General features: G+C 67.9%; 18 protein-coding genes and 4 pseudogenes. 8 read left to right on the plus strand and 14 right to left on the minus strand.

Features of this window, described 5'->3' with window-relative positions; all coding sequences use genetic code 11:
- Positions 1–20 precede the first annotated feature (20 nt).
- Genes WS92_RS08445 through WS92_RS08455 form a run of 3 tightly spaced genes read left to right on the plus strand, consistent with a single transcriptional unit; the run spans position 21 to position 3,462 of the window.
- Positions 21–1,832, plus strand: coding sequence for an ABC transporter permease (locus WS92_RS08445; RefSeq protein WP_006027143.1), 1,812 nt, complete (start codon positions 21–23; stop codon positions 1,830–1,832).
- Between the two features lie 11 nt (positions 1,833–1,843).
- Entirely contained in the window at positions 1,844–2,701 is an 858-nt protein-coding gene (locus WS92_RS08450; protein ID WP_015602895.1) for an ABC transporter ATP-binding protein, read from the plus strand.
- On the plus strand, positions 2,698–3,462 hold the full coding sequence (locus WS92_RS08455; RefSeq protein ID WP_059929825.1) for an ABC transporter ATP-binding protein: 765 nt from the start codon (positions 2,698–2,700) through the stop codon (positions 3,460–3,462). Before WS92_RS08450 ends, WS92_RS08455 begins: the two co-directional genes overlap by 4 nt.
- A gap of 80 nt (positions 3,463–3,542) precedes the next feature.
- On the opposite strand, the pseudogene WS92_RS34505 reads toward WS92_RS08455, so the two are convergent.
- The 4 genes and pseudogenes from WS92_RS34505 to WS92_RS08475 all read right to left on the minus strand — a co-directional run bounded on the left by WS92_RS34505 (position 3,543) and on the right by WS92_RS08475 (position 6,286).
- Positions 3,543–4,339 (minus strand): annotated as a pseudogene (locus WS92_RS34505) (transposase).
- A 96-nt stretch (positions 4,340–4,435) separates the two neighbouring features.
- A pseudogene (locus WS92_RS08470) lies at positions 4,436–4,948 on the minus strand (DUF4158 domain-containing protein); the annotation flags it as partial.
- A 477-nt stretch (positions 4,949–5,425) separates the two neighbouring features.
- Complete coding sequence (locus tag WS92_RS35665) at positions 5,426–5,575, minus strand: hypothetical protein (protein WP_015604080.1); 150 nt, start codon at positions 5,573–5,575, stop codon at positions 5,426–5,428.
- Between the two features lie 108 nt (positions 5,576–5,683).
- Positions 5,684–6,286 (minus strand): nucleotidyltransferase family protein, encoded by a 603-nt coding sequence (locus WS92_RS08475; RefSeq protein WP_015602737.1) that lies wholly within the window; start codon positions 6,284–6,286, stop codon positions 5,684–5,686.
- Between the two features lie 510 nt (positions 6,287–6,796).
- On the opposite strand from WS92_RS08475, the gene WS92_RS08480 reads away from it, so the two are divergent.
- A complete protein-coding gene (locus WS92_RS08480; RefSeq protein WP_006027150.1) occupies positions 6,797–7,372 on the plus strand; it encodes a cysteine hydrolase family protein in 576 nt (191 codons plus the stop codon).
- Between the two features lie 106 nt (positions 7,373–7,478).
- On the plus strand, positions 7,479–7,763 hold the full coding sequence (locus tag WS92_RS34510) for a hypothetical protein (RefSeq protein ID WP_141667998.1): 285 nt from the start codon (positions 7,479–7,481) through the stop codon (positions 7,761–7,763).
- Positions 7,764–7,826: 63 nt separating this feature from the next.
- Here WS92_RS34510 and WS92_RS08485 read toward each other — a convergent pair whose 3' ends face one another.
- From WS92_RS08485 to WS92_RS08500, 4 genes are all read right to left on the minus strand, one after another.
- Entirely contained in the window at positions 7,827–8,510 is a 684-nt protein-coding gene (locus WS92_RS08485; protein ID WP_059929821.1) for a Fe2+-dependent dioxygenase, read from the minus strand.
- Complete coding sequence (locus WS92_RS08490) at positions 8,507–9,250, minus strand: tetratricopeptide repeat protein (RefSeq protein ID WP_006027152.1); 744 nt, start codon at positions 9,248–9,250, stop codon at positions 8,507–8,509. The genes WS92_RS08485 and WS92_RS08490 overlap by 4 nt, the downstream gene beginning before the upstream one ends.
- Before the next feature lie 4 nt (positions 9,251–9,254).
- Positions 9,255–11,501 carry a TonB-dependent receptor gene (locus tag WS92_RS08495; RefSeq protein ID WP_059929819.1) on the minus strand — a complete coding sequence of 749 codons (2,247 nt, stop codon included), beginning with the start codon at positions 11,499–11,501 and terminating at the stop codon, positions 9,255–9,257.
- A 251-nt stretch (positions 11,502–11,752) separates the two neighbouring features.
- Positions 11,753–13,048, minus strand: coding sequence for an aspartate carbamoyltransferase (locus WS92_RS08500; protein WP_059929817.1), 1,296 nt, complete (start codon positions 13,046–13,048; stop codon positions 11,753–11,755).
- 272 nt (positions 13,049–13,320) lie between these two features.
- Between WS92_RS08500 and WS92_RS08505 the strand changes: the two genes are divergently transcribed.
- Positions 13,321–13,455 (plus strand): entericidin A/B family lipoprotein, encoded by a 135-nt coding sequence (locus WS92_RS08505; protein ID WP_004528487.1) that lies wholly within the window; start codon positions 13,321–13,323, stop codon positions 13,453–13,455.
- Positions 13,456–13,897: 442 nt separating this feature from the next.
- Here WS92_RS08505 and WS92_RS08510 read toward each other — a convergent pair.
- From WS92_RS08510 to shiA, 5 genes and pseudogenes are all read right to left on the minus strand, one after another.
- Positions 13,898–14,143 (minus strand): annotated as a pseudogene (locus tag WS92_RS08510) (cupin domain-containing protein); the annotation flags it as partial.
- Positions 14,144–14,227: 84 nt separating this feature from the next.
- Entirely contained in the window at positions 14,228–14,665 is a 438-nt protein-coding gene (locus WS92_RS08515) for a carboxymuconolactone decarboxylase family protein (protein ID WP_006027157.1), read from the minus strand.
- A 230-nt stretch (positions 14,666–14,895) separates the two neighbouring features.
- Positions 14,896–16,377: a MocR-like pyridoxine biosynthesis transcription factor PdxR gene (locus WS92_RS08520; RefSeq protein WP_059929815.1), complete on the minus strand. Its 1,482-nt coding sequence runs from the start codon at positions 16,375–16,377 to the stop codon at positions 14,896–14,898.
- A gap of 189 nt (positions 16,378–16,566) precedes the next feature.
- Entirely contained in the window at positions 16,567–17,337 is a 771-nt protein-coding gene (locus WS92_RS08525) for an IclR family transcriptional regulator domain-containing protein (protein WP_059929813.1), read from the minus strand.
- A gap of 25 nt (positions 17,338–17,362) precedes the next feature.
- Positions 17,363–18,670 carry a shikimate transporter gene (shiA, locus tag WS92_RS08530; RefSeq protein WP_059929811.1) on the minus strand — a complete coding sequence of 436 codons (1,308 nt, stop codon included), beginning with the start codon at positions 18,668–18,670 and terminating at the stop codon, positions 17,363–17,365.
- Positions 18,671–19,038: 368 nt separating this feature from the next.
- Here shiA and WS92_RS08535 point away from each other — a divergent pair, with 368 nt between their 5' ends.
- Positions 19,039–20,172 (plus strand): 4-hydroxyphenylpyruvate dioxygenase family protein, encoded by a 1,134-nt coding sequence (locus tag WS92_RS08535; RefSeq protein WP_015603142.1) that lies wholly within the window; start codon positions 19,039–19,041, stop codon positions 20,170–20,172.
- Positions 20,173–20,264: 92 nt separating this feature from the next.
- On the opposite strand, the pseudogene WS92_RS08540 reads toward WS92_RS08535, so the two are convergent.
- A pseudogene (locus tag WS92_RS08540) lies at positions 20,265–20,435 on the minus strand (acyl carrier protein); the annotation flags it as partial.
- Positions 20,436–20,717: 282 nt separating this feature from the next.
- Between WS92_RS08540 and WS92_RS08545 the strand changes: the two are divergent.
- A complete protein-coding gene (locus WS92_RS08545) occupies positions 20,718–22,436 on the plus strand; it encodes a CocE/NonD family hydrolase (protein ID WP_059929809.1) in 1,719 nt (572 codons plus the stop codon).
- Positions 22,437–22,546 lie beyond the last annotated feature (110 nt).

Consider the following 22,546-nt stretch of genomic DNA (forward strand, 5'->3'; position numbering starts at 1 on the left):
CAAGTGACGGACGCATCGTGATGGCTTCCTGGCTCGACTACACGCTCAACGGCCTCATCGTCGGCAACATCTACGCGCTGCTCGCGGTCGGGCTCGCGCTGATCTTCGGCGTATCGCACCTGATCAACTTCGCGCACGGCTCGGTCTACATGGTCGGCGCGTTCATCGGCTGGCTGTGCCTGACGCGCTGCGGGCTGCCGCTGCCGGTCGCGCTTGCCGCGGTCGTGGCCGGCTGCGGCGCGCTCGGCATCGCGATCGAGCGGATCGGGTTGCGGCCGCTGCGCCACGCCGCGCGGATCGCGCCGCTGCTTGCGACGATCGGCATCAGCTTCATCCTCGACCAGCTCGCACAGCTCGCGTTCGGAGCCGACCCGCGCGCGGTGCCGACGCCGCTGCCGGACTGGCATCTGCGGATCGCCGGCGCGACGCTCGGCTCGCTCGACCTGCTGATCGCGGGCATCGGCATCGCGGCGGCCGCGCTGCTGTACGGGTTCCTGCGCTTCACGCGGCTTGGCTGGGCCGTGCGGGCGACCGCGCAGGATCGCGACGCGGCGCTGCAGATGGGCGTCGACGTGAATCGCGTGAACCAGACCGTGTTCGCGATCGCATGCGCGCTCGGCGGCGTGAGCGGGCTGCTGGTCGGCATGTACTACAACAGCATCGACCCGGCGATGGGCTTCCAGGCGACACTGAAGGGCGTGGTCGCGCTGCTGATCGGCGGGCTCGGCAACGTGCCGGGCGCGATCGCCGGCAGCCTGCTGCTCGGGCTCGTCGAGAGCTACGGCGTCGCGCTGTTCGGCACGAGCTATCGCGACCTGTTCGCGTTCGCGCTGCTGATCGTGTTCCTCGTGTGGCGGCCGAACGGGCTGTTCAGCGCGAACCGCGCGTTGCCGCCCGAGCCAATGACGGGCACCTTCCTCGCGGCCGCGAAGGCCGTGCGCGTGCCGCGCCCGGTGCTCGTCGCGCTGGTCGTGCTCGCAGCCGTGCTGCCGTGGCTCGGCGCATCGCCGTACGTGCTGCAGACGCTGACCAACGCCTGGCTGTACGGGCTGCTCGCCCTGAGCCTCACGCTCGTCGCGGGCACGGTCGGGCAGATTTCGCTCGGCCACGCGGCGCTGCTCGTGATCGGCGCCTATGCGTCGGCGCTGCTGTCGTCGGATCTCGGCTGGTCGCCGGCCGTGACGATTCCGTGCGCGGGCGCGATCACGGCCGTGCTCGGCACGCTGCTCGTCTATCCGGCGTTCCGGCTGCGCGGGCACTACGTGTCGATCGCGACGCTCGGCATCGGCGAAGTGGTGAGCCTCGTGATCCTCAACTGGGACGGCCTCACGCGCGGGCCGCTCGGCATCGCCGGCATCGCGCCGCTGCCGTGGGCGACGACCGCGCGTGCCGCGTACTGGTTCACGTTCGCGGTGCTGGTCGCGTTTGCGCTCGTGCAGGTGCGGCTGCTGCGCTCGCATCTCGGCCGCACGCTACGCGCGGTGCGCGAGGATGACGTGGCCGCGCGTGCGCATGGCATCGCGCCGAACCGCTACAAGGCGATCGCGTTCGCGGTCGGCGGCGTCGCGGCCGGCGTGAGCGGCGGCATCGCCGCGCATCTGTACAGCTACATCAATCACCAGACCTTCGACTCGCAGGTGTCGATCCTCGCGCTGACGATGGTGATCCTCGGCGGGCTCGGCAACGTGCTCGGCGGCATCGCCGGCGCGCTCGCGCTGATCGGGCTGCCCGAGCTGTTCCGCTGGGCGGCCGACTACCGGATGCTGATCTACGGCCTCGTGCTGCTGCTGCTCGTCCGGTTCCGGCCGCAGGGCCTGCTCGGCACGGTGTGAGGAGGAAAGCAATGACGACCCATCGACCGCTGCTCGACGTGCAGGGGCTGACGCGCCGCTTCGACGGCGTGACCGCGCTCGACGGCGCGAGCCTGACGCTCGCCGACGGCGAACTGCTGAGCGTGATCGGGCCGAACGGCGCGGGCAAGTCCACGCTGTTCAACCTGATCGCGGGCGCCGACCGGCCCGATGCGGGCCGCGTGACGTTCGACGGCCGCGACGTCACGGGCACCGCGCCCGAGCGGCTCGCGGCGCTCGGCATCGCGCGCACGTTCCAGCATGGCCGCGTGTTCGGCAACCTGAGCGTGCTCGACAACGTGCTGATCGGCGCGCATGCGCGGCTGCGCGCCGCGCGGCCGGGCTGGCCCGCGCTGGGCGCGGCGGCGGAAGTGTGGCGCGCGCTCGTGCGGCCGGCGTCGGTGCGGCGCGAGGAAGCCGCGCTGCGCGAAGAGGCGCGCGCGATCGTCGCCGGGTTCGGCGAGCGGCTCGCGCCGCGCATCGATCATCCGGCGCACAGCCTGTCGTATGCGAACCGGCGGCGCGTGGAGATCGGCCGCGCGCTCGCGCTGCATCCGCGCCTGCTGCTGCTCGACGAGCCGACCGCCGGGATGAACGAAACCGAGACCGCCGAGATGCTGCAACTGATCCGGTCGCTGAAGGCGCGCGGCCTGACGATCCTGCTGATCGAGCACAAGCTCGAACTCGTGATGCGCGTGTCCGACCGCGTGATGGTGCTCGACAACGGCGTGAAGATCGCCGAAGGCGCCCCGCGCGACGTGCGGCACGATCCGCGCGTGATCGAGGCGTACCTCGGCCGCCGCCATGCGGGCGGCGCGCCGGCCGGGCACGCGGCGCAGGCGGCCGCATGACGGCGCTTTCCGACGGACACGATACGGCCATGACCGACGCCTTGCTGAAACTGGAGCACCTCGACACGTTCTACGGGCCGGTGCAGGTGCATTTCGACGTGAATTTCGAAGTCGGCCGCGGGCAGATCGTCAGCCTGCTGGGCGGCAACGCGAGCGGCAAGTCGACGACGATGAAGCTGATTCTCGGGCTGATGCGGCCGCGCCGGGGCGTCGTGCGCTTCGACGGCGACGACGTGACGGCGCTCGCGACGCCGCAGCGCGTGCGGCGCGGGATCGCGGCCGTACCCGAGGCGCGGCGGCTGTTCGGCGACATGAGCGTGCGCGAGAACCTGCTGATGGGCGCGTACACGCGCGGCGATCGCGCGGCGGTGGCCGACGACTGCGAACACGTGCTCGACCTGTTTCCGCGCGTGCGCGAGCGGCTCGCGCAGCGCGCGGGCACGCTGTCGGGCGGCGAGCAGCAGATGCTCGCGATGGCGCGCGCGCTGATGGCGCGGCCGAAACTGATCTGCATGGACGAGCCGACGATGGGGCTGTCGCCGCTCTACGTCGACAAGGTGCTCGAACTGATCGACGCGATCAACCGGCAGGGCGTGACGGTGTTCATGGTCGAGCAGAACGCGAGCCTCGCGCTGGAGATCGCGCATTACGGATACGTGCTGCAGACCGGGCGTGTCGTGCTCGAAGGGCCCGCGAAGGCGCTGCTCGACGACGAGCGCGTGCGCGATGCGTATCTGGGCGGGGAGGCGGCGCTCGCGTGAGCGCCGCGCGCACCGGCACCGCCGGCCGCGCACGCACGCACGCGGATTCTCCGCTATTGAGAATTACGTAAATCATGACATCAGCAAAGCTCAGCTTGCTTCCAACAAGCAGCGATGATCGATTTGCGCTTCTGGCCGCTCTTGAGTTTGCATCGAGCGGTGTACTTCAGTTCGATCAGGTTGCTGGGACAGAAGTTGGCCAAGGCGTGCCGCATGAGCCAGGCCCAGAGGTATTCGACTGGATTCAGATCGGGCGCGTAACCGGGCAGCAGGGTCATCTGTACGGCGCCATCCGTGCTGTCGAGGTACTCGCGCACGACGCGGCTCTTGAGTTGCGCTGCACCGCCCCACACGATCATCAGCTTGCGTCGGAGTTGCGCGCGCAGTGCTTTGAGGAATTCGACGATCTGCGCGCTTTTGATCGCGCCGTCATGCAGGCGGAACAGGAAGTTTGTACGGGTGAGGCCGGCGACGGCCGAAACGTGCTTCCAGTTGAAGTGATACTGAATGATCGGCGTGCAGCCCTTGGGCGCCCACGTACGCACCCGCGTTGGGCGCTCCGAGAGACCCGATTCGTCAATGAAGACGATCAGTCGTCGCTCGGGCTTTTGCGAGCTGAACCCCAATGCGCTCAGCAGCCGCCCTGCAGCAGCGCTACGCGCAATCCTTCGAGCTGGCTCGTATCCAATTGCGCCGGCCGCCCCGCGGCTATCACGCGAAGCGCCTCGATGCCGCCTTCGTCGAGCCGGGCTTTCCACGTGTATGCGGTTTGCCGCGCGACCCCGACCGCCCTGGCTGCTTCGACGGGTGTTTTGCCTGCCAACATCAGGCGTCCAGCACGCACCCGCTTGCGCGGGGCTTCGTCCATTCTGGCCATCAACCGAGCCTCCATTCAGCGTGATGACTGTATAACGCGTCGGCAGAGAATCGGTTGTCATGGATTTAGTCATTCTCAATTCTCAATAGATCGACGCTTCCGCCCGTCGGTGAGCCGCCGTGCGACGCGCCGGAGCAGGCGCGTCTGCGTCTTCGCGTGAATCTGCTCAGCGATCCGGTCCAACGTGGAGAACGCCGGCAGCTCGATGTTCTGCGCGATGAACTCGTCGATCGTCGCGTTGATGATGTCGACAGGCTGGTCCATCGCCAGCGCCGCCGTGTGCGCCGCCCTCGTAGCGATCGCGTTGGCGTCGCTCCCGTAGTAGGGCGTCACGCCGAGATAGTCGCGGATCGCCGCATAGTGCCGGAACGAGGTTGGCGACGACTGCGTGTCGTAGCCGAACTGGACATCGACGCCGATGCCCGCAGCGACCCGCACGTGGTGGAAGATTTTGAACAGCACCAGCAAGCCGAGACGCGGCCTTTCGCCTCGTGTTGAGCGGCGCACCCATTCCAATTCCTCGGGCAGTGGCGTATAGCAGGCTTCCAGATCCCCGGCGGCAAGAACCTTGGACAAGCGTGGGTACGCGGTGCGTTCGATGGTGGCCATGCGAATCCTCTGGATCGCAGCGGGCCGGTCAGATTAGCGCAAGAAAAGTTCGCGCTACAGGGGCGGATCGGAATGATTCGTCTGATCTTCATAACCAGACGTATTATGGTAGGAATTTACGCTTATCTTGGTCATACCTCGAGTCGGGCGGGTGTTTGGTCGGATGATTGCTTGGCTGCTTGACCGATTGGCACGTCGGTCGCTCTGGCCGAATGGACGAGGCGACCGGCGCGATCGGTCGTGTGATGATTGCAACATGCGAGCCGGAAGACAGTGGCGGGCCGCGCAGTCCGCCGCCGCCGGATCGACGCCCGGATGTGAACGCCGATGTCGGGCCGAGGGTGATGGCGCTCCGGGCAAAGAAACGGCGCGAAGCGGCATGCGTGGAGCCCGGCCTGCGCCATGATCGGGCGCGGCCGAATCCCGGATGCCTCTCCGAAAGCTGAACGAATGCCGGCTTGCTGCTGCGTTGGCGCGTCAAACCGGGTCTTTGCTCGGCGGCTCTTCCGGCTTTTGCGGGTTTTCGTGATGGTGGTGGCCGGGTGACGAAGGCGAGAGCGTGTCGTCTTCGGGGTCGCGGGTCGGGTCGGCGGGCGGGTCCGGCAGCGGCGTCGTGTGGTCGGTCATGGGAATCGGCGAATCTCGGTCAATACGGAGGACCGGCGCGGCACGCGCCGGGTTCGTCTTCCGTTATAGGCAATCGGGCGCGCGTTTGCCGGAGCGATGCGGCGGGCGTCAGTCGCGCGGCGGCGGCGTATGCAGGTCGGCGCGCGTATCGATGTCGCGCAGCACGGCCGGATCGGCGACGTCGACGAGCGCGGGCGGCGCGGCCGCCAGCAGCGCGCGGGCGCCCGTGTCGCCGTCGAGCGCCGCGAGCGCATCGTAATGGCGGCTCGCGAAGCCGACCGGATGGCCGCGCTGCCCGCGATAGACGGGCGCGACGGTCGACGCGAGCCCGGCGTCGAGCGCGCGCGCGACCGATTCGATCGTTGCCGGCGTGATCCATGGCATGTCGGCGAGCGCGACGATCCAGCCGGAGCTGTCGGCGCTTGCGCGCACGCCGGCCGCGAGGCTCGCGCCCATTCCGCGCTCGGCGTCGGGCGCGAACACGACCTGAGCGCCGACGTCGTTGAGCAGGTGCGCGAGCTTTTCCGCGCCGGGACGAACGACCGCGATCACGTCGGGGAGCACGGCGGCGAGCCGTTGCGCAGCCGCGACGGCGACGGGCGTGCCGTCGGGTAACTTCGCGAGCAGCTTGCTGTGCACGCCGCCGGGGTCGAAACGCGTGCCGAGGCCCGCGGCCAGCAGCACGCCGGTGGCGAGCGACGCATGAGTCATGGCGATAACCGGTGGCGAAGGTGCTGCGATTGTGCGGTGCGGCGCGGGCGGCGCGCAAGTTCGGGGAAGCCCTTTCTTCGTGCGGGAACGGCGAGGGCGCGGGATGCACGGCAAGGTGTCGGCGTTCATCGCGATGGCGGGAAGGAGGCTGATGTCGCACAAAGTGCGGCGTGCCTGGGGCGATCGAAGCTTGCATGATTCGAGATGTTCCCGGCTGCGAACGAGGGCCGCGAATCGCGAGGCCAAGCGATGGCCCGAAGGCGTCATGCCGCTAAGCTCCGAAGCCAAAAACCAACTGATGGAAAACCGAAGGATTGAATCGGAACAGCGAAGGACGGCCTTCCGGCAAACCGCGAACCCGTCTCGAATAGCGGCACACGGCGAGCGACGGCGACGTCGTCGCTTCGAGGAGTTGGACGAAGGTCCGCGATTCATCGTCGATATCGATGGGCGAAACCGCCGATACAATCGTCGCTCGATCCATTCCTTCGCGACCGATTCGCTTTCCACATGAACGCATCCACATCGCTTTCCGCGCGCGCCGCGTTGCTGCTCATCGACCTTCAGAAAGGCATTCATGAGCCGAAACTCGGCCGCCGCAACAACCCGGACGCGGAGGCGCGCGTCAAGACGTTGCTCGATAGCTGGAGGCGCAGCGGGCGTCCGGTCGTGCATGTCCGGCACATTTCGCGGTCGCCGGATTCGGTGTTCTGGCCGGGGCGATCCGGCGTGGAATTTCAGGAGGCGTTTTCGCCACTCGATCGCGAGCACGTGGTCGAGAAGAACGTCCCCGATGCGTTCGCCGCGACCGGGCTCGCACGCTGGCTGCATGAGCGCGGAATCGCGCAGCTCGTGATCGCGGGCGTGATCACCAACAATTCAGTCGAATCGACCGCGCGCGCGGCGGGGAACCTCGGTTTCGATGCGATCGTCGCGGGCGATGCGTGCTTCACGTTCGATCAGCGCGATTTGTCGGGGCGGCTGTGGCCGGCCGAGGATGTGCACGCGCTGTCGCTCGCCAATCTGGCGATGGATTACGCGCGGGTGATGACCGTGGCGGATATCGTCGCGCGCGCGGGTGGCTGACGAATGCATCGGCGAGCGTCGCTGTCGGGTCAGGGGCGTGTCTGCTGTAAGAAGCAAAGAGGAACTTATGTCAGTCGAATCAGAATATTTCCCGTAAATTGCTACCATGAAAATCGAATCGATCATCAAGAGCGGAGGGATCAATGCAACTGACTTCGCTCAAATTCTAGGCAAGACCGGCACGATAATTGATTTGATGGAAACAGGCGAGCCAGCACTGGCGCGATCGAACTGGCGAATGCAGGGAGATACGCTCGCAGAGCCGCAGAGTCGTGATGTCTATCAGGCGGATGGTCAGCCGAGCAAAACTGCGCTAGAAGCACCGGACAACGAATACCACGGTGAGACCGCAATCTCGATTGGGATTTGGGACGGTGTGGGGCATCGATAGAGGTCTTTGCGGGCGGCGGAGATTTTCCGGATACCGTTTTTCGAGGTCGTTGCCCATCGTCCCTCACGCATCCGCCCACCGCCGCAACAGATTGTGATAAATCCCGGTCAACGCGATCACGCCTGCATCACGCCCGCCTTTCTCCGCGGTCAACTGCTGAATCTGCGTATCGAGCTGATAAAGCAGCGTCCGGTCCGCATCGTCGCGCACCATGCTCTGAATCCAGAAGAACGACGCCACTCGCGCGCCGCGCGTGACCGGCGTCACCTGATGCAGGCTCGACGCCGGATACAGCACCATGTCGCCTGCCGGCAGCTTCGCGCGGTGAACGCCGTAGGTGTCCTCGACGCACAGCTCGCCGCCGTCGTAATGCTCCGGCTCCTCGAGAAAGAGCGTCGCCGACAGATCGCTGCGCACGCGGAAATCGGTGCCGCGCAGCAGCCGGATCGCATTGTCGACGTGCGTGCCGAACGCGTCGCCGCCCGCGTAGCGGTTGAAGAGCGGCGGAAACACCTTGAGCGGCAGCGCCGCCGAAAAGAACAGCGCGTTGCGCGCGAGCGCATCCTGGATCGCATCGCCCGCCGCGCGCGCGGCGGGCGAACCCTCCGGCAACTGCCGGTTGCGCTTCGCGAGCGCCGATTGCGCGCCGGACGTCGCGTTGCCGTCGGTCCAGTCGGCGGTGTCGAGGAGGTCGCGGCATTGCGCGACCTGTTCCTTCGTCAGCACGCCGGGAATGTGAAGCATCATGTTGCGAACTCCTTCTGTCGCGCCGCAATCGCGCGGAACGCGTCGATCGGCGACGCCGCGAGATATGCGCGCATCTTCGCGACGAACGCGGGCGTCGCGGTGCGCGGCACGCGCGCGAGCCACTCGAGCGCCTCCGCGACGCGGCCGCGCTCGGCGAGCAGCCGCGCATAGTTGAACTGGCCGCGGAAGTCGCCCGCGGCGGCCGCGCGCCGGTAGCAGTCGAACGCGGCGTCGCGGTTGGCCGCGACGACCCAGCCGTCTTCGTAGAAGCCGCCGATCAGGTTGATCGACTTCGCATGGCCGAGCGCCGCCGCTTTCTCGAGCCACGCGAGCGCGGCCGTGCGGTCCTCGTCGACGCCGTTGCCGAGCGCGAGCATCGTCGCGTAGTTGTACATGCCCCAGTCGAGCCCCGCGCGCGCGGCCTCGCGATACCAGTACGCGGCGACGGTCGCGTTCGCGGCCGTGCCCCAGCCGAACTCGTAGCAGCGGCCGACCATGTTCATCGCCATCGGATGATCGGCGCGCGCCGCATGCTTGAACCAGTCGAGCGCGGCGGCGGGGTCGCGTGCGAGCCCGTGGCCGTCGAGCAGGTACTGCCCGTAGACGGCCTGCGCCTCGACGATCCCGTTCTCCGCGGCCGCCGCGACCCACGCGGCCGCGCGCTCGGGCGCTCCGGCGAGGATCCCGGCGAGATCCTCGCGCGACGCCGACGCGAGCGCCTTCAACGATACCGGCCGCATCGCGTCAGTAGCGCGCGTTCAGCGTGACGAACGCCGAGCGGCCCGGCGCGATCGACGCATAGTGCGCCGGATACGCCTGATCGAAGTACGCGCGGTTGAACAGGTTGTTCACGTTCAACTGCAGATCGAGCTTCTTGTTGATCCGGTACTGCGCCATCGCGTCGAAGCGCCAGTACGACGGCACGGCGCGCAGGTTCGCGGTGTCGCCGAACACCTTCGACATGTAGAACGCGCCGCCGCCGACCGTGAACTTCGGCGTCACGTCGTAGTTCGTCCACAGCGTGAAGCTGTGCTTCGGCGTGTTCGGGAACTGGTGGCCGTTGTCGGCCGTGTTCTTGCCGTTCCCGCGCAATTCGCTCTTCATGTACGTGTAGCCGCCGAACACCTGCCATGCGCGCGTGAGCTGCCCCGCGAAGCCGAGCTCGAGCCCTTGCACGCGCTTGCTGCCGGCCATCGCGTACTGGTTGTCCGGCAGCGTGACGCGCGCGTTCGTCGTGTCGATCTGGAAGAGGGCGGCCGTCAGCGCGAGCTTGTCGTCGAGCACGTTCCACTTGGTGCCGAGCTCGATGCTGCGGTTCTTCTCCGGCGCGAGCTGGTCGGCGTTCGCGCCGACGCCGCCGCGGCCCGGCGTGAGCGACTGCGTCTCCGAGCCTTCGCCGAGCAGCGCGCCCGCGGGCGTCGACGACGTCGCGTACGACGCATAGATGCTGCCGTTCTGCGCGGGCTTGAACACGAGGCCGAGCTGCCAGTTCACGAGCGTGTCGTCGCGCGTATAGGTCTTGCCGCCGTTCGCGCGGGTGTCGGTGAAGCGGGTCGAGTAGTCGTCGACGCGCACGCCGGCGTTCACCTGCCAGTGCTTGCCGAGCTCGATCGTGTCGAAGCCGTAGATCGATTTCGTCACGGTGCGCGCATGCGCGTAGTCGTTGTTGCGCGTGATCGAGCCCGCCCACGGATCGTTCGGGTTCGGCGACCACAGGCTCGTGCAGTTGTAGCCCGACGCGGCGCCGATCCCTTGCTGGCAGATCTTGCCGGTGCCGGTGGCGACGCTGTACGAGTCGCGCTTGCCCCATTCGCGCGACAACTCGATGCCGGTCGTGAAGCTGTGCTTGAACGCGCCGGTGAGGAACTCGCCGAACAGCTCCGTCTGGTTCGCGATGCTGTTGATCGAGCTGTTGCGGTTGTTGTTGCGCCGCCAGACGCGGCCGTTGATCACGTTGCCCTGGCTGTCGTCGGGCTGCGTCCAGATGTAGTCCTGCGTCGATTCCGTGTAGCGCGTCGTGTTGCGGATCGTCAGCGATTGCGTGATGTCGTGCTCGATCTTCAGCGTGCTGATGTCCGACGTCGTCTTGCGGAAGTCGCGGTCGACGAGGCCGTAGAAGTTGTGCCGGTCGACGTTCGCCGGATAGATCGTGTCGACGCTCGCCGGCTTGTTCGCGGCCGTGTAGAAGTACGGAATGCCGCCGTCGGGCAGGTCGTCGGTCGACAGGTGGTAGTAGCTCGCGACCACGCGGGTCGGCGTGCCCAGCCCGAATGCGATCGACGGCGCGACGCCCCAGCGCTCGTTGTTCACCGCGTCGCGGCCCGCGACGTCATTGTTGTGGCTCATCAGGTTCAGGCGGAATGCCGCGTGGTCGGCGAACTGCCAGTTGCCGTCGGCGGTGAAGCGGCGATAGCGGTCGGTGCCGAGCCCCGCGCTCGCCTCGGCCGTCGTGCCGAGATGCGGCGCCTTCGTGACGAGGTTGATGCTGCCGCCCGCGCCGCCTCGGCCGCCATACGCGCCGTCCGAGCCCTTCGTGATCTCGATGCGCTCGGTGTTGAAGATCTCGCGCGTTGTTGCGCCCGTGTCGCGCATGCCGTCGACGAACATGCTGCCTTGCGTGTCGTAGCCGCGGATGAACGGGCGGTCGCCGAGCGGATTGCCGCCTTCGCCCGCGCCGAACGTGATGCCGGGCACGGTGCGCAGCGCTTCGGTGAGCGTCGCCGCGCCGCTGTTGTGGATCAGCTCCTGCGGAATCACCGTGACGGATTTCGGCGTGTCGACGAGCGGCGCGGTGAATTTCACCGACGACGAGACGTCCGTCTTGTAGCTGCGCTCGGCGGCGCCCTTGACCTGGATCGGCGCGAGCTCCTTGTCGTGATCGGCGGTTGCCGCGGGCGGCGCGGCGTCCTGCGCGAACGCCGGGCTCGCGGCGAGCATGCTGCAAAGGGTAGTGAATTTTCCGAGCTTCAACTCGTCGGAACGCGACTTCATCGGTGGTATTTCCTCGCCAGGTGTGACTCGATCGGGCGAAGCAACTGCCGGTGCATGACGCGTTTCGCCCGAATATTACAAATTGTTTTCGGGCGTCATTCTAGTGAATAAGTTTATGAATGAGAAGCGTTCTTGTTACGTTTCTCGAAACGAACGGCTGGATTCGATGCTATCCGCTTGAAAAGAAAGGAAATGTGCGATGCGGCCGGCAGGCTTCCCGTTCGGTCGCGCGCCGGCCCGCCCTCCGAATGTCAGTCGATCCCGTGAAACACCGCGTCCTCGGGCCCGAGGTACGCGGGCGGGCGCCACGTCGCGTCGCGCAACGAGTGCTGAACCAGATGCTCGACGCCGAGCAGCACCGCGAAGATCGCCATGCGCACCGGAATCCCGTTGTCGGTCTGGCGGAAGATCGCGAGGCGCGGGTCGCGGTTCAGGTCGGTCGACAGATCGTTCGCGCCGGGTCGGCTGTCGCGCGGCAGCGGGTGCATGATCAGCGTGTCGCGGCCGCACACCGTGTCGACGAGCGCCTGATTGATCTGGAAATCGGGCGTATAGCCTTCGAACGATTCGTCGGTGAAGCGCTCCTTCTGGATTCGCGTCGCATAGACGACGTCCGCGCCCTTCAGGCCCGCCGCGAGGTCGTGCGTCTCCTCGACGACGTGGCCGTTCGTCGAGATCTGGTCGACGATATAGGCCGGCATCTCGAGCGTCGGCGGCGATACGAGCGTGAACTTGAGCCCGCGATACAGCGCGAGCAACTTGACGAGCGAGTGGACCGTGCGGCCGTATTTCAGGTCGCCGACGAGCGCGATGTGCGCGCCGTCGACGATCTTGCCGAGGCGCGAGAACTCGCGCTGAATCGTGTACAGGTCGAGGAGCGCCTGGCTCGGATGCTCGCCGGGACCGTCGCCGCCGTTGATCACGGGCAGGTTCGTCGCGCGCGCGAACTCGGCGACCGAGCCTTTCTCCGGATGGCGGATCACGAGCGCGTCGACGTAGCCCGCCATCACGCGGCTCGTGTCGTAGATCGATTCGCCTTTCGCCATCGACGAGAACGTGAAGCCCGTCGTGTCGCACACCGAGCCGCCGAGCCGGCAGAACGCGGCGCCGAACGACACGCGGGTACGCGTGCTCGCTTCGAAGAACAGGTTGCCGAGCACCGCGCCTTCGAGCACGCGCGAGATCTTGCGGCGGCGCGCGATCGGCTGCATCACGTCGGCGACCCGGAACAGCGCTTCGACAGAGTCGCGCGAGAACTGGTCGACCGACAGCAACTGCGGCTTGCCCTCGAACAGGAACTGGCTCGCGAGCGGCTGCCGGGAGTCTACGCTTTGCGCATATCCCTCGGCGGCTGGCGCACGCCCGACGATTTCGGAGACGAAACGCTCGACGATCTCGGGCATTCCGCGCGATTCCTGCGAATCGTCGGGCAAAAGCCAGGTGTCGAGAGCGCGCCGGCTGACGCCGATGCGGTTCGCGAACGCTTCGCGGGTCATGTTGAGGCGGCGCATCGCGTCGCGCAGGAACGCTTGCTGAGGAACGGTCATCGGTCGGCTAGGCTCTCTGAAATATACGCGATGCGTATGGTAGGTCGCCAGCAGCCGAAGTCAAGCGAAAAATGCGGGCGGATTGACGGAGACGAGGCGCGGAAGCGGCGCGCGACATCGCCGCACGATCCGAAACACGTTTAACAATTGCTTTGCCCCGTGAGACGCGGCGCGTCCGTATAATCGGGACCCGTCCCCCGCGCCGCCGCGCGCGGGCAGATTCCGATACGCCGGACGCCCGTGAAGCGTCCGCATTGACCAGGAGAATGAGAATGAATCGCGCGATTGCCGCCGCCCTGTTGATCCTGACCGCCGCGCTTGCCGGTTGCAACACGATCGCCGGCGTCGGCCAGGACATCTCGAAGGGCGGCCAGGCGATCTCGAACACGGCCGAGAAGGCGAAGTAAGAAGCGAGGTCGCTTCCGTTCGAAGGGAGCGCCGCCGCGAGTGCGGCGGCATGAGCGGGCCCGGCATTCAGCCGGGCCCGCGTCGTTTGCGTCGCCGTTTTCGTCGGTCGGGCGTTCAGGCGTTCCTGCACGCGGATACCGTCGGCGCGAGTGCAGGGCGGCGCGCGGCGAAAGGCTTCGCCCGTGTGCGGCGGCAACGTACCGAGGGCGTGGGCACGCCGACGGGCGGCGTTCGAGCGAGGAGGGAGCGTTCGATCGTGTACTCGCGCCCGGATCGGAGCGCCGCTCGATCCGGCATCGCGATTGCCGTGGCGACGCGGCGCGAGCCGCCGTCGCTTCGCGAAACGAAACCGCGAACGCGCCGCATGAGCGCGAAGCGCGGCGCGCCGGCCCTGAGCCCGCGTTCATCCGCGAATCGCCCATCGAGCGACGACGCGACGCGTCAGCGCGGCAGCGGCGTCTTCAACGCGCGATGCTCGCCGACCGCGGCAAACACGACGATCTGCGCGGGCTCGGTATCGCTCGCGTTGCGCGACACGATGTGGCGCGAGCCGGGCGGCTCATACCACGTTTCGCCCCGCCCGTGAGTCCGCGGCGGCTCGCTTTCGAACTGCGACACGACGCGGCCCTGCGTGACGAACGCGAAGATCGAGCCCGCGTGCGCGTACGGATCGGATGCCGCACCCGGCCAGGCGCGCCGAGGCGAACGTGCCGGATCACGCGATTCTGTCGATCCTCGCGATCCATTTTCTGTCGAGCGTCGTGCTGGACCTCACGCGGGCAGCTTGCGAAACGACACGGCAAAGCGGTTCCAACTGTTGATTGTCGCGACGGCGAGCGTCAGATCGACGAGCTCCGCATCGGTGAAATGCGGCCGCACCGCGTCCCAGACGGCGTTCGGCACGTGGTCGCGCGCGACGAGCGTCACCGCCTCGGTCCACTCGAGCGCCGCGCGCTCGCGGTCGGTGAAGAAAGGCGCCTCGCGCCAGACGACGACCGTCGCGAGCCGGCGGTCGGTCTCGCCGCGCTTGCGCGCGTCGCGCGTGTGCATGTCGACGCAGTATGCGCAGCCGTTGATCTGCGACGCGCGCAGCCGCACGAGTTCGAGCAGCGTCGGCTCCAGCCCGCTTTGCGCGATCCGCTCCTCGAGCGCGAGCATCGCGTTGAGCGCGTGCGGGTTCGCCTGGCGGTAGTCGAGACGGGTTTCCATGATTCGTTCCTCGGTTTCGGGTGATCATCACCAGATTAACGATGCGACCGGCTATCTGAAATGACCAATTTTCTGGAAATTTGGGATACCGCTTTGCAAGTCTGCAAGAATGTAAACCCGCAAACCGCAAGCTCGTAAGCCGCAAACCGCAACTTCATCAGTCCTCGATCCGGAAATTCAGCAAGCCCGAATCCCCGAGCGCCTGCGAACCGCCATCCCCGCAGCGCGGCTCACGCGCACCGATTCAGCACGTCCGCGAGCCGCGCGAGCGCGACGTCGATCGTCGGCGCGTCGAGGCCGCCGTAGCCGAACAGGATGCCGGCTTCGGGCGGGCTGCTTGCGTAGAACGCCGAGATGCCGTGCAGATCGATGCCGGCTTCGCGCGCGGCGTCGAGCGTCGCGCGTTCGTCGATGCCCGCGCGAAAGCGCGCGGTCAAGTGAATGCCGGCCGCGGGAATCACGGGCTGAAGCCAGCGCGACAGCGCGCCTTGCAGATGCGCGGCGAGCAGCCGGCGGCGCGCGTCGTAGTGGCGATGGATGCGCCGCAGATGACGGCCGAACGCACCGCAGGCGATGAACCGCGCGAGCGCCGTTTGCGTGAGCGTGCACGCGTGCCAGTCGGCGATCTGCTTCGCCTTGCGCAGCGCGAGGTTCAGCGAACGCGGCGGCACCGCGTAGCCGATTCGCAGTTCCGGAAACAGCGTCTTCGAGAACGTGCCGACGTATGCGACGAGCCCCGCGCGATCGAGGCTCTTCAGCGGCTCTAGCGGCCGGCCCTCGAAGCGGAATTCGCAGTCGTAGTCGTCCTCGACGATCACCGCGCGCCGCCGCTGCGCCCATTCGAACAACTCGACGCGCCGCTCGAGGCTCATCGGCATGCCGAGCGGGAACTGGTGCGACGGCGTCACGTAGACGAAGCGCGCATCGTCCGGCAGCCGGGCGACGACGAGGCCGTGCGCATCGACGGGCACGCCGGCCACACGCGCGCCGAGCGCCGCGAACGCCGCGCGCGCGGGCGGATAGCCGGGCTCCTCGACGGCGACGACGTCGCCCGGCCGCACGAGCACGCGCGCGAGCAGGTCGAGCGCCTGTTGTGCGCCGTGCGTGACGATCACGTCCTGCCAGTCGCACGCGACCGCGCGGCTGAAGCCGACATAGCGCGCGATCGCGTCACGCAGTTCGGGTTCGCCCGCCGGATCGCGATAGTCGCCGCTGCTGCGCGCCTGCGCGCGCACCGCTTGCTGGATGCAGCGCCGCCAGTCGTCCCACGGGAAATGCGCCTTGTCGGTGACGCCGCCTCGGAAGTCGAATGCGAGCGGCGCGCGCGGCGGCGGCATCGAGAGCCCGGCCGGCACGTCGGACCAGCCTGCGTGCGCGCGGGCGAGCGCCTCGCCGCCGCTGCCGTCGCGAACCGCGTCCGCGTGCGCGCCGTGGGCGTTCGTCTCGTGCCCGCGCGCGCCGGGCACGCGCGTGAGGCCGTCCGCGACGAACGTGCCGTTGCCCGTGCGCGTGAGCAGAAAGCCTTCGCTCGCGAGGCGCTCGAACGCGTCGAGCGTCGTCTTGCGCGACACGCCGAGCTGCCGCGCGAGATCGCGCGTCGAAGGCAGCCGCGCGCCGGCGGCGAGGCGTCCGCCGACGATCGCCGCGCGCAGTTGCCGATAGATCTGGCCGGCGAGGTCGCGACGATCGTGGAGGCTGATCTGGAGATCCACGGAATGGCTACCTGAATGAGCGGTGAATTCGCCATTCTGGCATGCCGGCGAGCCGACAAGCCAATCAGCCAATCAGCCGATAAACCGTCGAGCCCGTGCGAGACACGTGGTCGGGCCGGCAGATCGAGCGCGCCTGGCGAGCCCGCAGCAGGCGCGACCGGCGCGGCGGCGACACCCGCAGGGTGACGCTCACAGTACGTTCATCATCGCCAGCGCGGCTTCCTGCAGGTGCGGCAGCACGCGTTCGAGCGCGGCATCGGCGCTTTCGCCGCCGATCGGCATGTTGGTGCTGAGCGCGGCGACGACTTCGCCGTGCCGGTTCTTGAGCGGCACCGCGATCCCGCGCACACCGACCTGCAATTGCTGCTCGATCAGCGCATGGCCGTCGATGCGCGCGCGGTCGATCTTCTCCTGCAGGCGCGCCTTGCTGGTCAGCGTGTGCGGCGTGAACGGCGGGAACTCGGTCGAGTCGAGCCACGCGCGCACCGCGTCCTGGTCCGCCTTGTGCGCGAGCAGCACGACGCCCGGCGAGATCAGCGGCGCGGGCACGCGCGCGCCGAGCACGAAGCCCGTCGTCATCACGCGCGACACGCCGTTGCGCGCGATCACGACGAGCTCCCATTCGTCGAGCACGCTGACGTATGCGGATTCGTTCAGCGTCGCGCTCAGTTGCTGCAGATACGGCTGCACGGTGCGCGGCAGGCGCGCCGAATCGAAGTACGACCAGCCGACCCGCAGCACGCGCGGCGTGAGCCCGTAGAGCCGCCCGTCGGTGTACACGTAGCCGAGCGATTCGAGCGTCAGCAGATAGCGGCGCGCGGCAGTGCGCGTGAGGCCCGTGCGCGCGGCGGCCTGGGTCGGCGTCATCCGCGCGTGCTGGTTGTCGAACGCCTCGAGGATCGCAAGGCCCTTCTCGAGGCTCGCGATCCAGTCGCGTCGGTCGAGCGGCGTCTTCTTCATTCTCGATGTCGCGATGGGCGCTCGCTCAGGCGGCGCGCATCCGCGCGGCGACGAGCGTGGACACCAGGCAGCCGGCCGCGAGATACGCGGCGACGAGATGCCACGAGCCGCCGCCGAAGCCGACGAGCGCGACGGCGATGAACGGCGTGAAGCCGCCGCCCACCACGCTTGCGAACTGATAGCCGACGCCCGCGCCGCTGTAGCGGTACTCGGCGCCGAACAGCTCGGTGAAGAGCGGCTGCTGGACGCTCACGACCATGTCGTGCGCGAGGTTCGCGAGCATCACCGAGCAGATCACGATCCAGAGGGTCGCGCGTGCCTCGAGCGCGACGAAGAACGGCACCGCGCACGCGAGCCCGACGAGCGCGCCGGCGATGTAGACGCGGCGCAGTCCGAAGCGGTCGGCGAGCCACGCGAAGCACGGGATCGTCACGCAGCTCAGCGCGCCGACGAGCAGGCCGATGTTCAGGAACAGATCGCGCGACATGCCGAGGTTCGACGTCGAATAGCTGAGCGCGAACGCGGTGACGATATACATCGTGAACAGCTCGGCGAGGCGCAGCGCGACGATGTAGACGAATGCCTTCGGATGGCGGGTCAGCGCTTCGAGCACCGGCAGCTTCAGCTTGCGGTGGCCGTGCTCGACTTTCTCGACGAATTCCTGCGATTCGTCCATGCTCGAGCGCACCCACAGGCCGATCATCACGAGCACGATGCTGAACACGAACGGCAGCCGCCAGCCCCATGCGCGAAACGCGGCGTCGCCGAGCGTGTGGCTGAGGATCGACACGATGCCCGTCGCGAGCACGAGGCCGACGCCGTAGCCGACCTGCACGCCGCTGCTGTAGAACGCCTTCTGTTTCTCGGGCGCGCTCTCGACCGCCATCAGCGCCGCGCCGCCCCATTCGCCGCCGACCGCGAAGCCCTGCACCGCGCGCAGCACGACGAGCAGCACGGGCGCCCACCAGCCGATCGCGCCGAAGGTCGGCAGCAGGCCGATCGCGACCGTCGACACGCCCATCAGCATCACGGTCAGCACGAGCATCCGCTTGCGGCCGAGCCGGTCGCCGTAATGGCCGAACACGACGCCGCCGAGCGGGCGGAACAAGAAGCCGACGCCGAACGTCGCGAACGCGGCGAGCGTGCCCATCGTCGGGCTGACGTTCGGAAAGAATGCATGGTTGAACACGAGCGCGGCGACGATGCCGTACAGCAGGAAGTCGTACCAGTCGACCACCGCGCCGACGAAGCTGCCGATCGCGGCCTTGCGGGCCTGGTTGCGGCGGGCGGGCGCGGCGTCGATCGTGCCGGCCGCGTCGAATGCTGGGGTCATGCTATGTCTCCTTTTGTCGCCGGCGCATGCCGCCGCGGTGACGCGATGCGTGGGCGGCGTTGCCGGTGCGGCTCGTGCGAGCCGTCGTGTCGGGGTGACACGCAGCATAGGAGCGGCAGCGGCTTCGGAGCAACGTGGCGATGAAACATTTTGCGCGATTATCGAACGAAAGCGTGCGATTATCGATCGATTTCGGGGTTTGCACTAGGCGAGCGACCGATGCGCGATGGGAGACGATGCGGATGTCGGGTGCGGCGACGCTTTGCGTCATGAACGATTTGGTTAAAATTGCCGGCGCAGGCCGGCCGCGCGGCGCGATGCGTCGCCGCCGGCCCAAGACGATTCCCCCGCCAGCCAAGGAGCCCTCGATGTCCAGCCCAGCCAGTCCCGCGTCCAGCGCCCCCGCGTTTACCGGCCCGCCGGGCGAGAACCCGCTCGGCATGGCGGGGCTCGAATTCGTCGAGTTCGCGGCGCGCGAGCCCGACGCGCTCGCGCGCCGCTTCGAGCAGCTCGGTTTCAAGGCGATCGCGCGGCACGTCAGCAAGGCGGTCGCGCTGTACCGGCAAGGGCAGATGAACTTCCTCGTCAACGCGCAGCCCGATTCGTTCGCCGCGCGCTACGCGCACGAGTACGGCACGGGCGTCTGCGCGATCGGCATTCGCGTCGACGACGCGCAGCGCGCGTTCGACCGCGCGATCGAACTCGGCGCGTGGGCGTTCGAGGGCGAGCGGATCGGCGTCGGAGAGCTGACGATTCCGGCGATCCAGGGCATCGGCGCGTCGCACATTCATTTCGTTGACCGCTGGCGCGGGCGCGGCGGGCTGCGCGGCGGCGTCGGCGACATCTCGATCTTCGACGTCGATTTCCGCCCGATCGACGTCGCATCCGCGCAGGCCGACCTCGACTGCTTCGGCGCCGGCCTGCGGCGCGTCGATCACCTGACGCAGACGGTCGGCAGCGGCCGGATGCAGGAGTGGCTCGATTTCTATCGCGATCTGCTGCATTTCCGCGAGATCCACGAGCTCAACGCGAACTGGCACGTGTCGGAGGAGTCGCGTGTGATGGTGTCGCCGTGCGGCGACGTGCGGATTCCTGTGTACGAGGAGGGCGCGCGGCGCACCGCGCTGATGCACGAATACCTGCCGGACCAGCCGGGCGAGGGCGTCCAGCACATCGCGCTCGCGACCGACGACATTCTCGCGTGCGCCGATGCGCTCGCGGCGAACGGCGTCGAGTTCGTCGAGCCGCCGGCGCGCTACTACGACGAGATCGATGCGCGGCTGCCCGGCTGCGGGATCGACGTCGATGCGCTGCGCGCGCGCCGCATCCTCGTCGACGGCGAGATCGGCGGCGACGGCGCGCCGCGGCTGTTCTTCCAGACGTTCGTCAAGCGCCGGCCCGGCGAGATCGTCTTCGAGATCGTCGAGCGGCAGGGGCATCACGGCTTCGGCGAGGGCAACCTGCGCGCGCTCGCGCGCGCGAGGGACGCGGCGCGCGGTTAGAGCAAGCCCGTCATGAGCGGGAACAGGCTCTAACCGACGGCGCGCGACGGAGCGCGGCCGGCCGCGCCGGCATTCGGCGGGCTCAGGCGGGCTCAGGCAGCGAGCGGCCGCGGCGCGCATGCGTCGCCGGGCCCGTCGTTCAGCGTGCGAATCAGCGCGTCGGCAAAATCGCCGATGCACGCGCTGTTCAGCAGCAGGTGCAGCGGGATGTCCGCGCAGAGCCGTAGCTGGAACTGCGCGACCACGCTTCATCGCGCGCATTCCGTTTCGAGCGTTTACTTCACACGCGCGTCGCCCCTCGGTTTCAAACGATCGTTGCCCGCGCGGACGAGATTTCCGGCTTCCGCCGCAACGATTCCGCTGCGTTGCTCAAACGGTCAACAACGAAGGCCATCGTGCCGGCCGGTCGATCCCGGTCTTTGCCCGTCTTGACCCTGCGCGCGACGGATGGCTCAATCAGCCGGTGCCGCGCGGGATTCCGCCGAAAACGGGCCGCCGATCGCACCTTCCACCGAACAAGATCCAAGAAGAATTGGAGGAGAGACATGAAACTTGCGCGTTTGATCGCGGGTGCGAGCGTCGCGCTTGCCGCGTCGTTCGCTCATGCGGGCGTGTCGTGCCGGCCCGCGACGCCCGCCGAAGCGGCCGTCTACACGACGCCGTTCCAGTTTCCCGGCGTGAGCTCGCCGAAGGACGGCACCTGCTGGGTCAACAACCAGACCGTCACCGCGACGGACGGCACGCGGCTCACCGCGAACGTGTTCCTGCCGAAGATCACGCGCCCCGATCAGACGTTTCCGGCGATCGTGATGATCTCGAGCTGGGCCGCATCCGATTTCTTCGAATATCTCGGCCAGCAGCGCAAGCTCGCGCAAGACGGCTACATCGTGCTCGCCTACACCGCGCGCGGCTTCTACCTGTCGGGCGGGCAGGTCGAGGTGGCGAGCCCGCAGGACGTGAAGGATGTGTCGTCGGCGGTGGACTGGGTGTCCGCGAACACGCCCGCCGATCCGGACAGACTCGCGGTGAGCGGCATCTCGTATGGCGCGGGGCTGTCGCTGCTCGCGCTCGCGCAGGACAGGCGGCTGAAGACGGCGGCCGCGCTCTCCGGCTGGGGCGATCTCGCCGATCAACTGTACCCGGCCCAGTCGCCGAACGCGACGTGGAGCGCGGTGCTGTTCCTGTCCGGCAAGGTGACGGGGCGGCTCGATCCGATCGTCGACCAGTACGTGAAGGCGCTGCTCGATCCGAACACGACGCAGGCGAAGGCCGACGAGATCATCGCGTGGGCGCGGGTGCGCTCGCCGTCGACGTATCTCGACGCGCTGAACCGCCGCGGCGCGCCGGTCTTCATCAGCAAGAACTTCGAAGACGACATGTTCACGCCGAATTCGTCGATGAAACTGTTCTCGAATCTGACGGTGCCGAAGAAACTGCTGCTGAATCCGGGCATCCATGCGCAGGCCGAGATTCCGGGCGCGCTCGCCGGCCTGCCGAACTATCCGTACGATCAGGCGCATCGCTGGTTCGACCGCTGGCTGAAGGGCGTGCGCAACGGCGTGGACACCGAGCCCGAGGTGTCGATGCAGATCAAGTTCACGAACACGCGCGAGTCGTTCGACACATGGCCCGCGAGCAACGTGCGTGCACAGACGCTGTACGTCGGGCCGCGCGGCGCGCTACGCTGGGATCTTTCGTGCCTGTGCACGAAGGGCGTCTCGGGCACGCTGCAGAGCGCGCCGAACCGCACCGCGGGCAACGACCTGATCCAGAATTTCTCGGACACGACCGCGACGAGCGGCCCGATTCCGGTGCTGTCGACGTTCGGCGAGAGCATCGGCGCGCCCGTCGTCAATCAGCTCGCGACCGTCAATCTCGCGACGGGCGTGCGCTACGAGGGCACGGCGCTCGCGCAGCCGCTGCATTTACGCGGCGCGGCGCAACTGAACCTGCGGGCGACGCCGTCGCAGGCGCGCGCGCAGGTGGTCGCGTATTTGTACGACGTCGACGCGCTCGGCTTCGGCAAGCTGATCACGCACGGCGCGCGGACCGTGCACTGGGCGAGCCCGGGCGCGACGATCGATTTCCCGATCGAGTTCTCGGCGATCGCGTACGACGTGCCGGCGGGCCATCACATCGGCATCGTGCTCGACACGTACGACAGCCTCTATCAGCCGCCCGTCAATCCGGGCGAGCGGTTCGGGGTGACGTTCCAGTTCGATCCGGACCGGCAGGCGACGCTCGTGTTGCCGGTGCGCTCGTGACCCGGGGGCGCTGAACGCGCGGCGCGCGCATCGCCGCCCGGCTGCGCGCATGTGGAAAAACGCCCGGCGCGGACGGCCGGGCGGCGGCAAGAAAAAAAGACGGTCGCATC

This window comes from Burkholderia sp. MSMB1588 (genome assembly GCF_001546925.1).
Taxonomy (GTDB): Bacteria; Pseudomonadota; Gammaproteobacteria; order Burkholderiales; family Burkholderiaceae; genus Burkholderia; species Burkholderia humptydooensis.

Excerpts from the sequence above, each read along its gene's own strand:
- WS92_RS08505 (WP_004528487.1), top strand. The coding sequence starts at position 13,321 with ATGAATCGCGCGATTGCCGCCGCCCTGTTGATCCTGACCGCCGCGCTT.
- shiA (WP_059929811.1), bottom strand. The coding sequence starts at position 18,670 with ATGACCCCAGCATTCGACGCGGCCGGCACGATCGACGCCGCGCCCGCC.
- WS92_RS08445 (WP_006027143.1), top strand. The coding sequence starts at position 21 with ATGGCTTCCTGGCTCGACTACACGCTCAACGGCCTCATCGTCGGCAAC.
- WS92_RS08535 (WP_015603142.1), top strand. The coding sequence starts at position 19,039 with ATGTCCAGCCCAGCCAGTCCCGCGTCCAGCGCCCCCGCGTTTACCGGC.
- WS92_RS08490 (WP_006027152.1), bottom strand. The coding sequence starts at position 9,250 with ATGCGGCCGGTATCGTTGAAGGCGCTCGCGTCGGCGTCGCGCGAGGAT.
- WS92_RS08450 (WP_015602895.1), top strand. The coding sequence starts at position 1,844 with ATGACGACCCATCGACCGCTGCTCGACGTGCAGGGGCTGACGCGCCGC.
- WS92_RS08515 (WP_006027157.1), bottom strand. The coding sequence starts at position 14,665 with ATGGAAACCCGTCTCGACTACCGCCAGGCGAACCCGCACGCGCTCAAC.
- WS92_RS35665 (WP_015604080.1), bottom strand. The coding sequence starts at position 5,575 with ATGACCGACCACACGACGCCGCTGCCGGACCCGCCCGCCGACCCGACC.
- WS92_RS34510 (WP_141667998.1), top strand. The coding sequence starts at position 7,479 with ATGAAAATCGAATCGATCATCAAGAGCGGAGGGATCAATGCAACTGAC.
- WS92_RS08480 (WP_006027150.1), top strand. The coding sequence starts at position 6,797 with ATGAACGCATCCACATCGCTTTCCGCGCGCGCCGCGTTGCTGCTCATC.
- WS92_RS08485 (WP_059929821.1), bottom strand. The coding sequence starts at position 8,510 with ATGATGCTTCACATTCCCGGCGTGCTGACGAAGGAACAGGTCGCGCAA.
- WS92_RS08495 (WP_059929819.1), bottom strand. The coding sequence starts at position 11,501 with ATGAAGTCGCGTTCCGACGAGTTGAAGCTCGGAAAATTCACTACCCTT.
- WS92_RS08525 (WP_059929813.1), bottom strand. The coding sequence starts at position 17,337 with ATGAAGAAGACGCCGCTCGACCGACGCGACTGGATCGCGAGCCTCGAG.
- WS92_RS08475 (WP_015602737.1), bottom strand. The coding sequence starts at position 6,286 with ATGACTCATGCGTCGCTCGCCACCGGCGTGCTGCTGGCCGCGGGCCTC.
- WS92_RS08545 (WP_059929809.1), top strand. The coding sequence starts at position 20,718 with ATGAAACTTGCGCGTTTGATCGCGGGTGCGAGCGTCGCGCTTGCCGCG.
- WS92_RS08500 (WP_059929817.1), bottom strand. The coding sequence starts at position 13,048 with ATGACCGTTCCTCAGCAAGCGTTCCTGCGCGACGCGATGCGCCGCCTC.
- WS92_RS08455 (WP_059929825.1), top strand. The coding sequence starts at position 2,698 with ATGACGGCGCTTTCCGACGGACACGATACGGCCATGACCGACGCCTTG.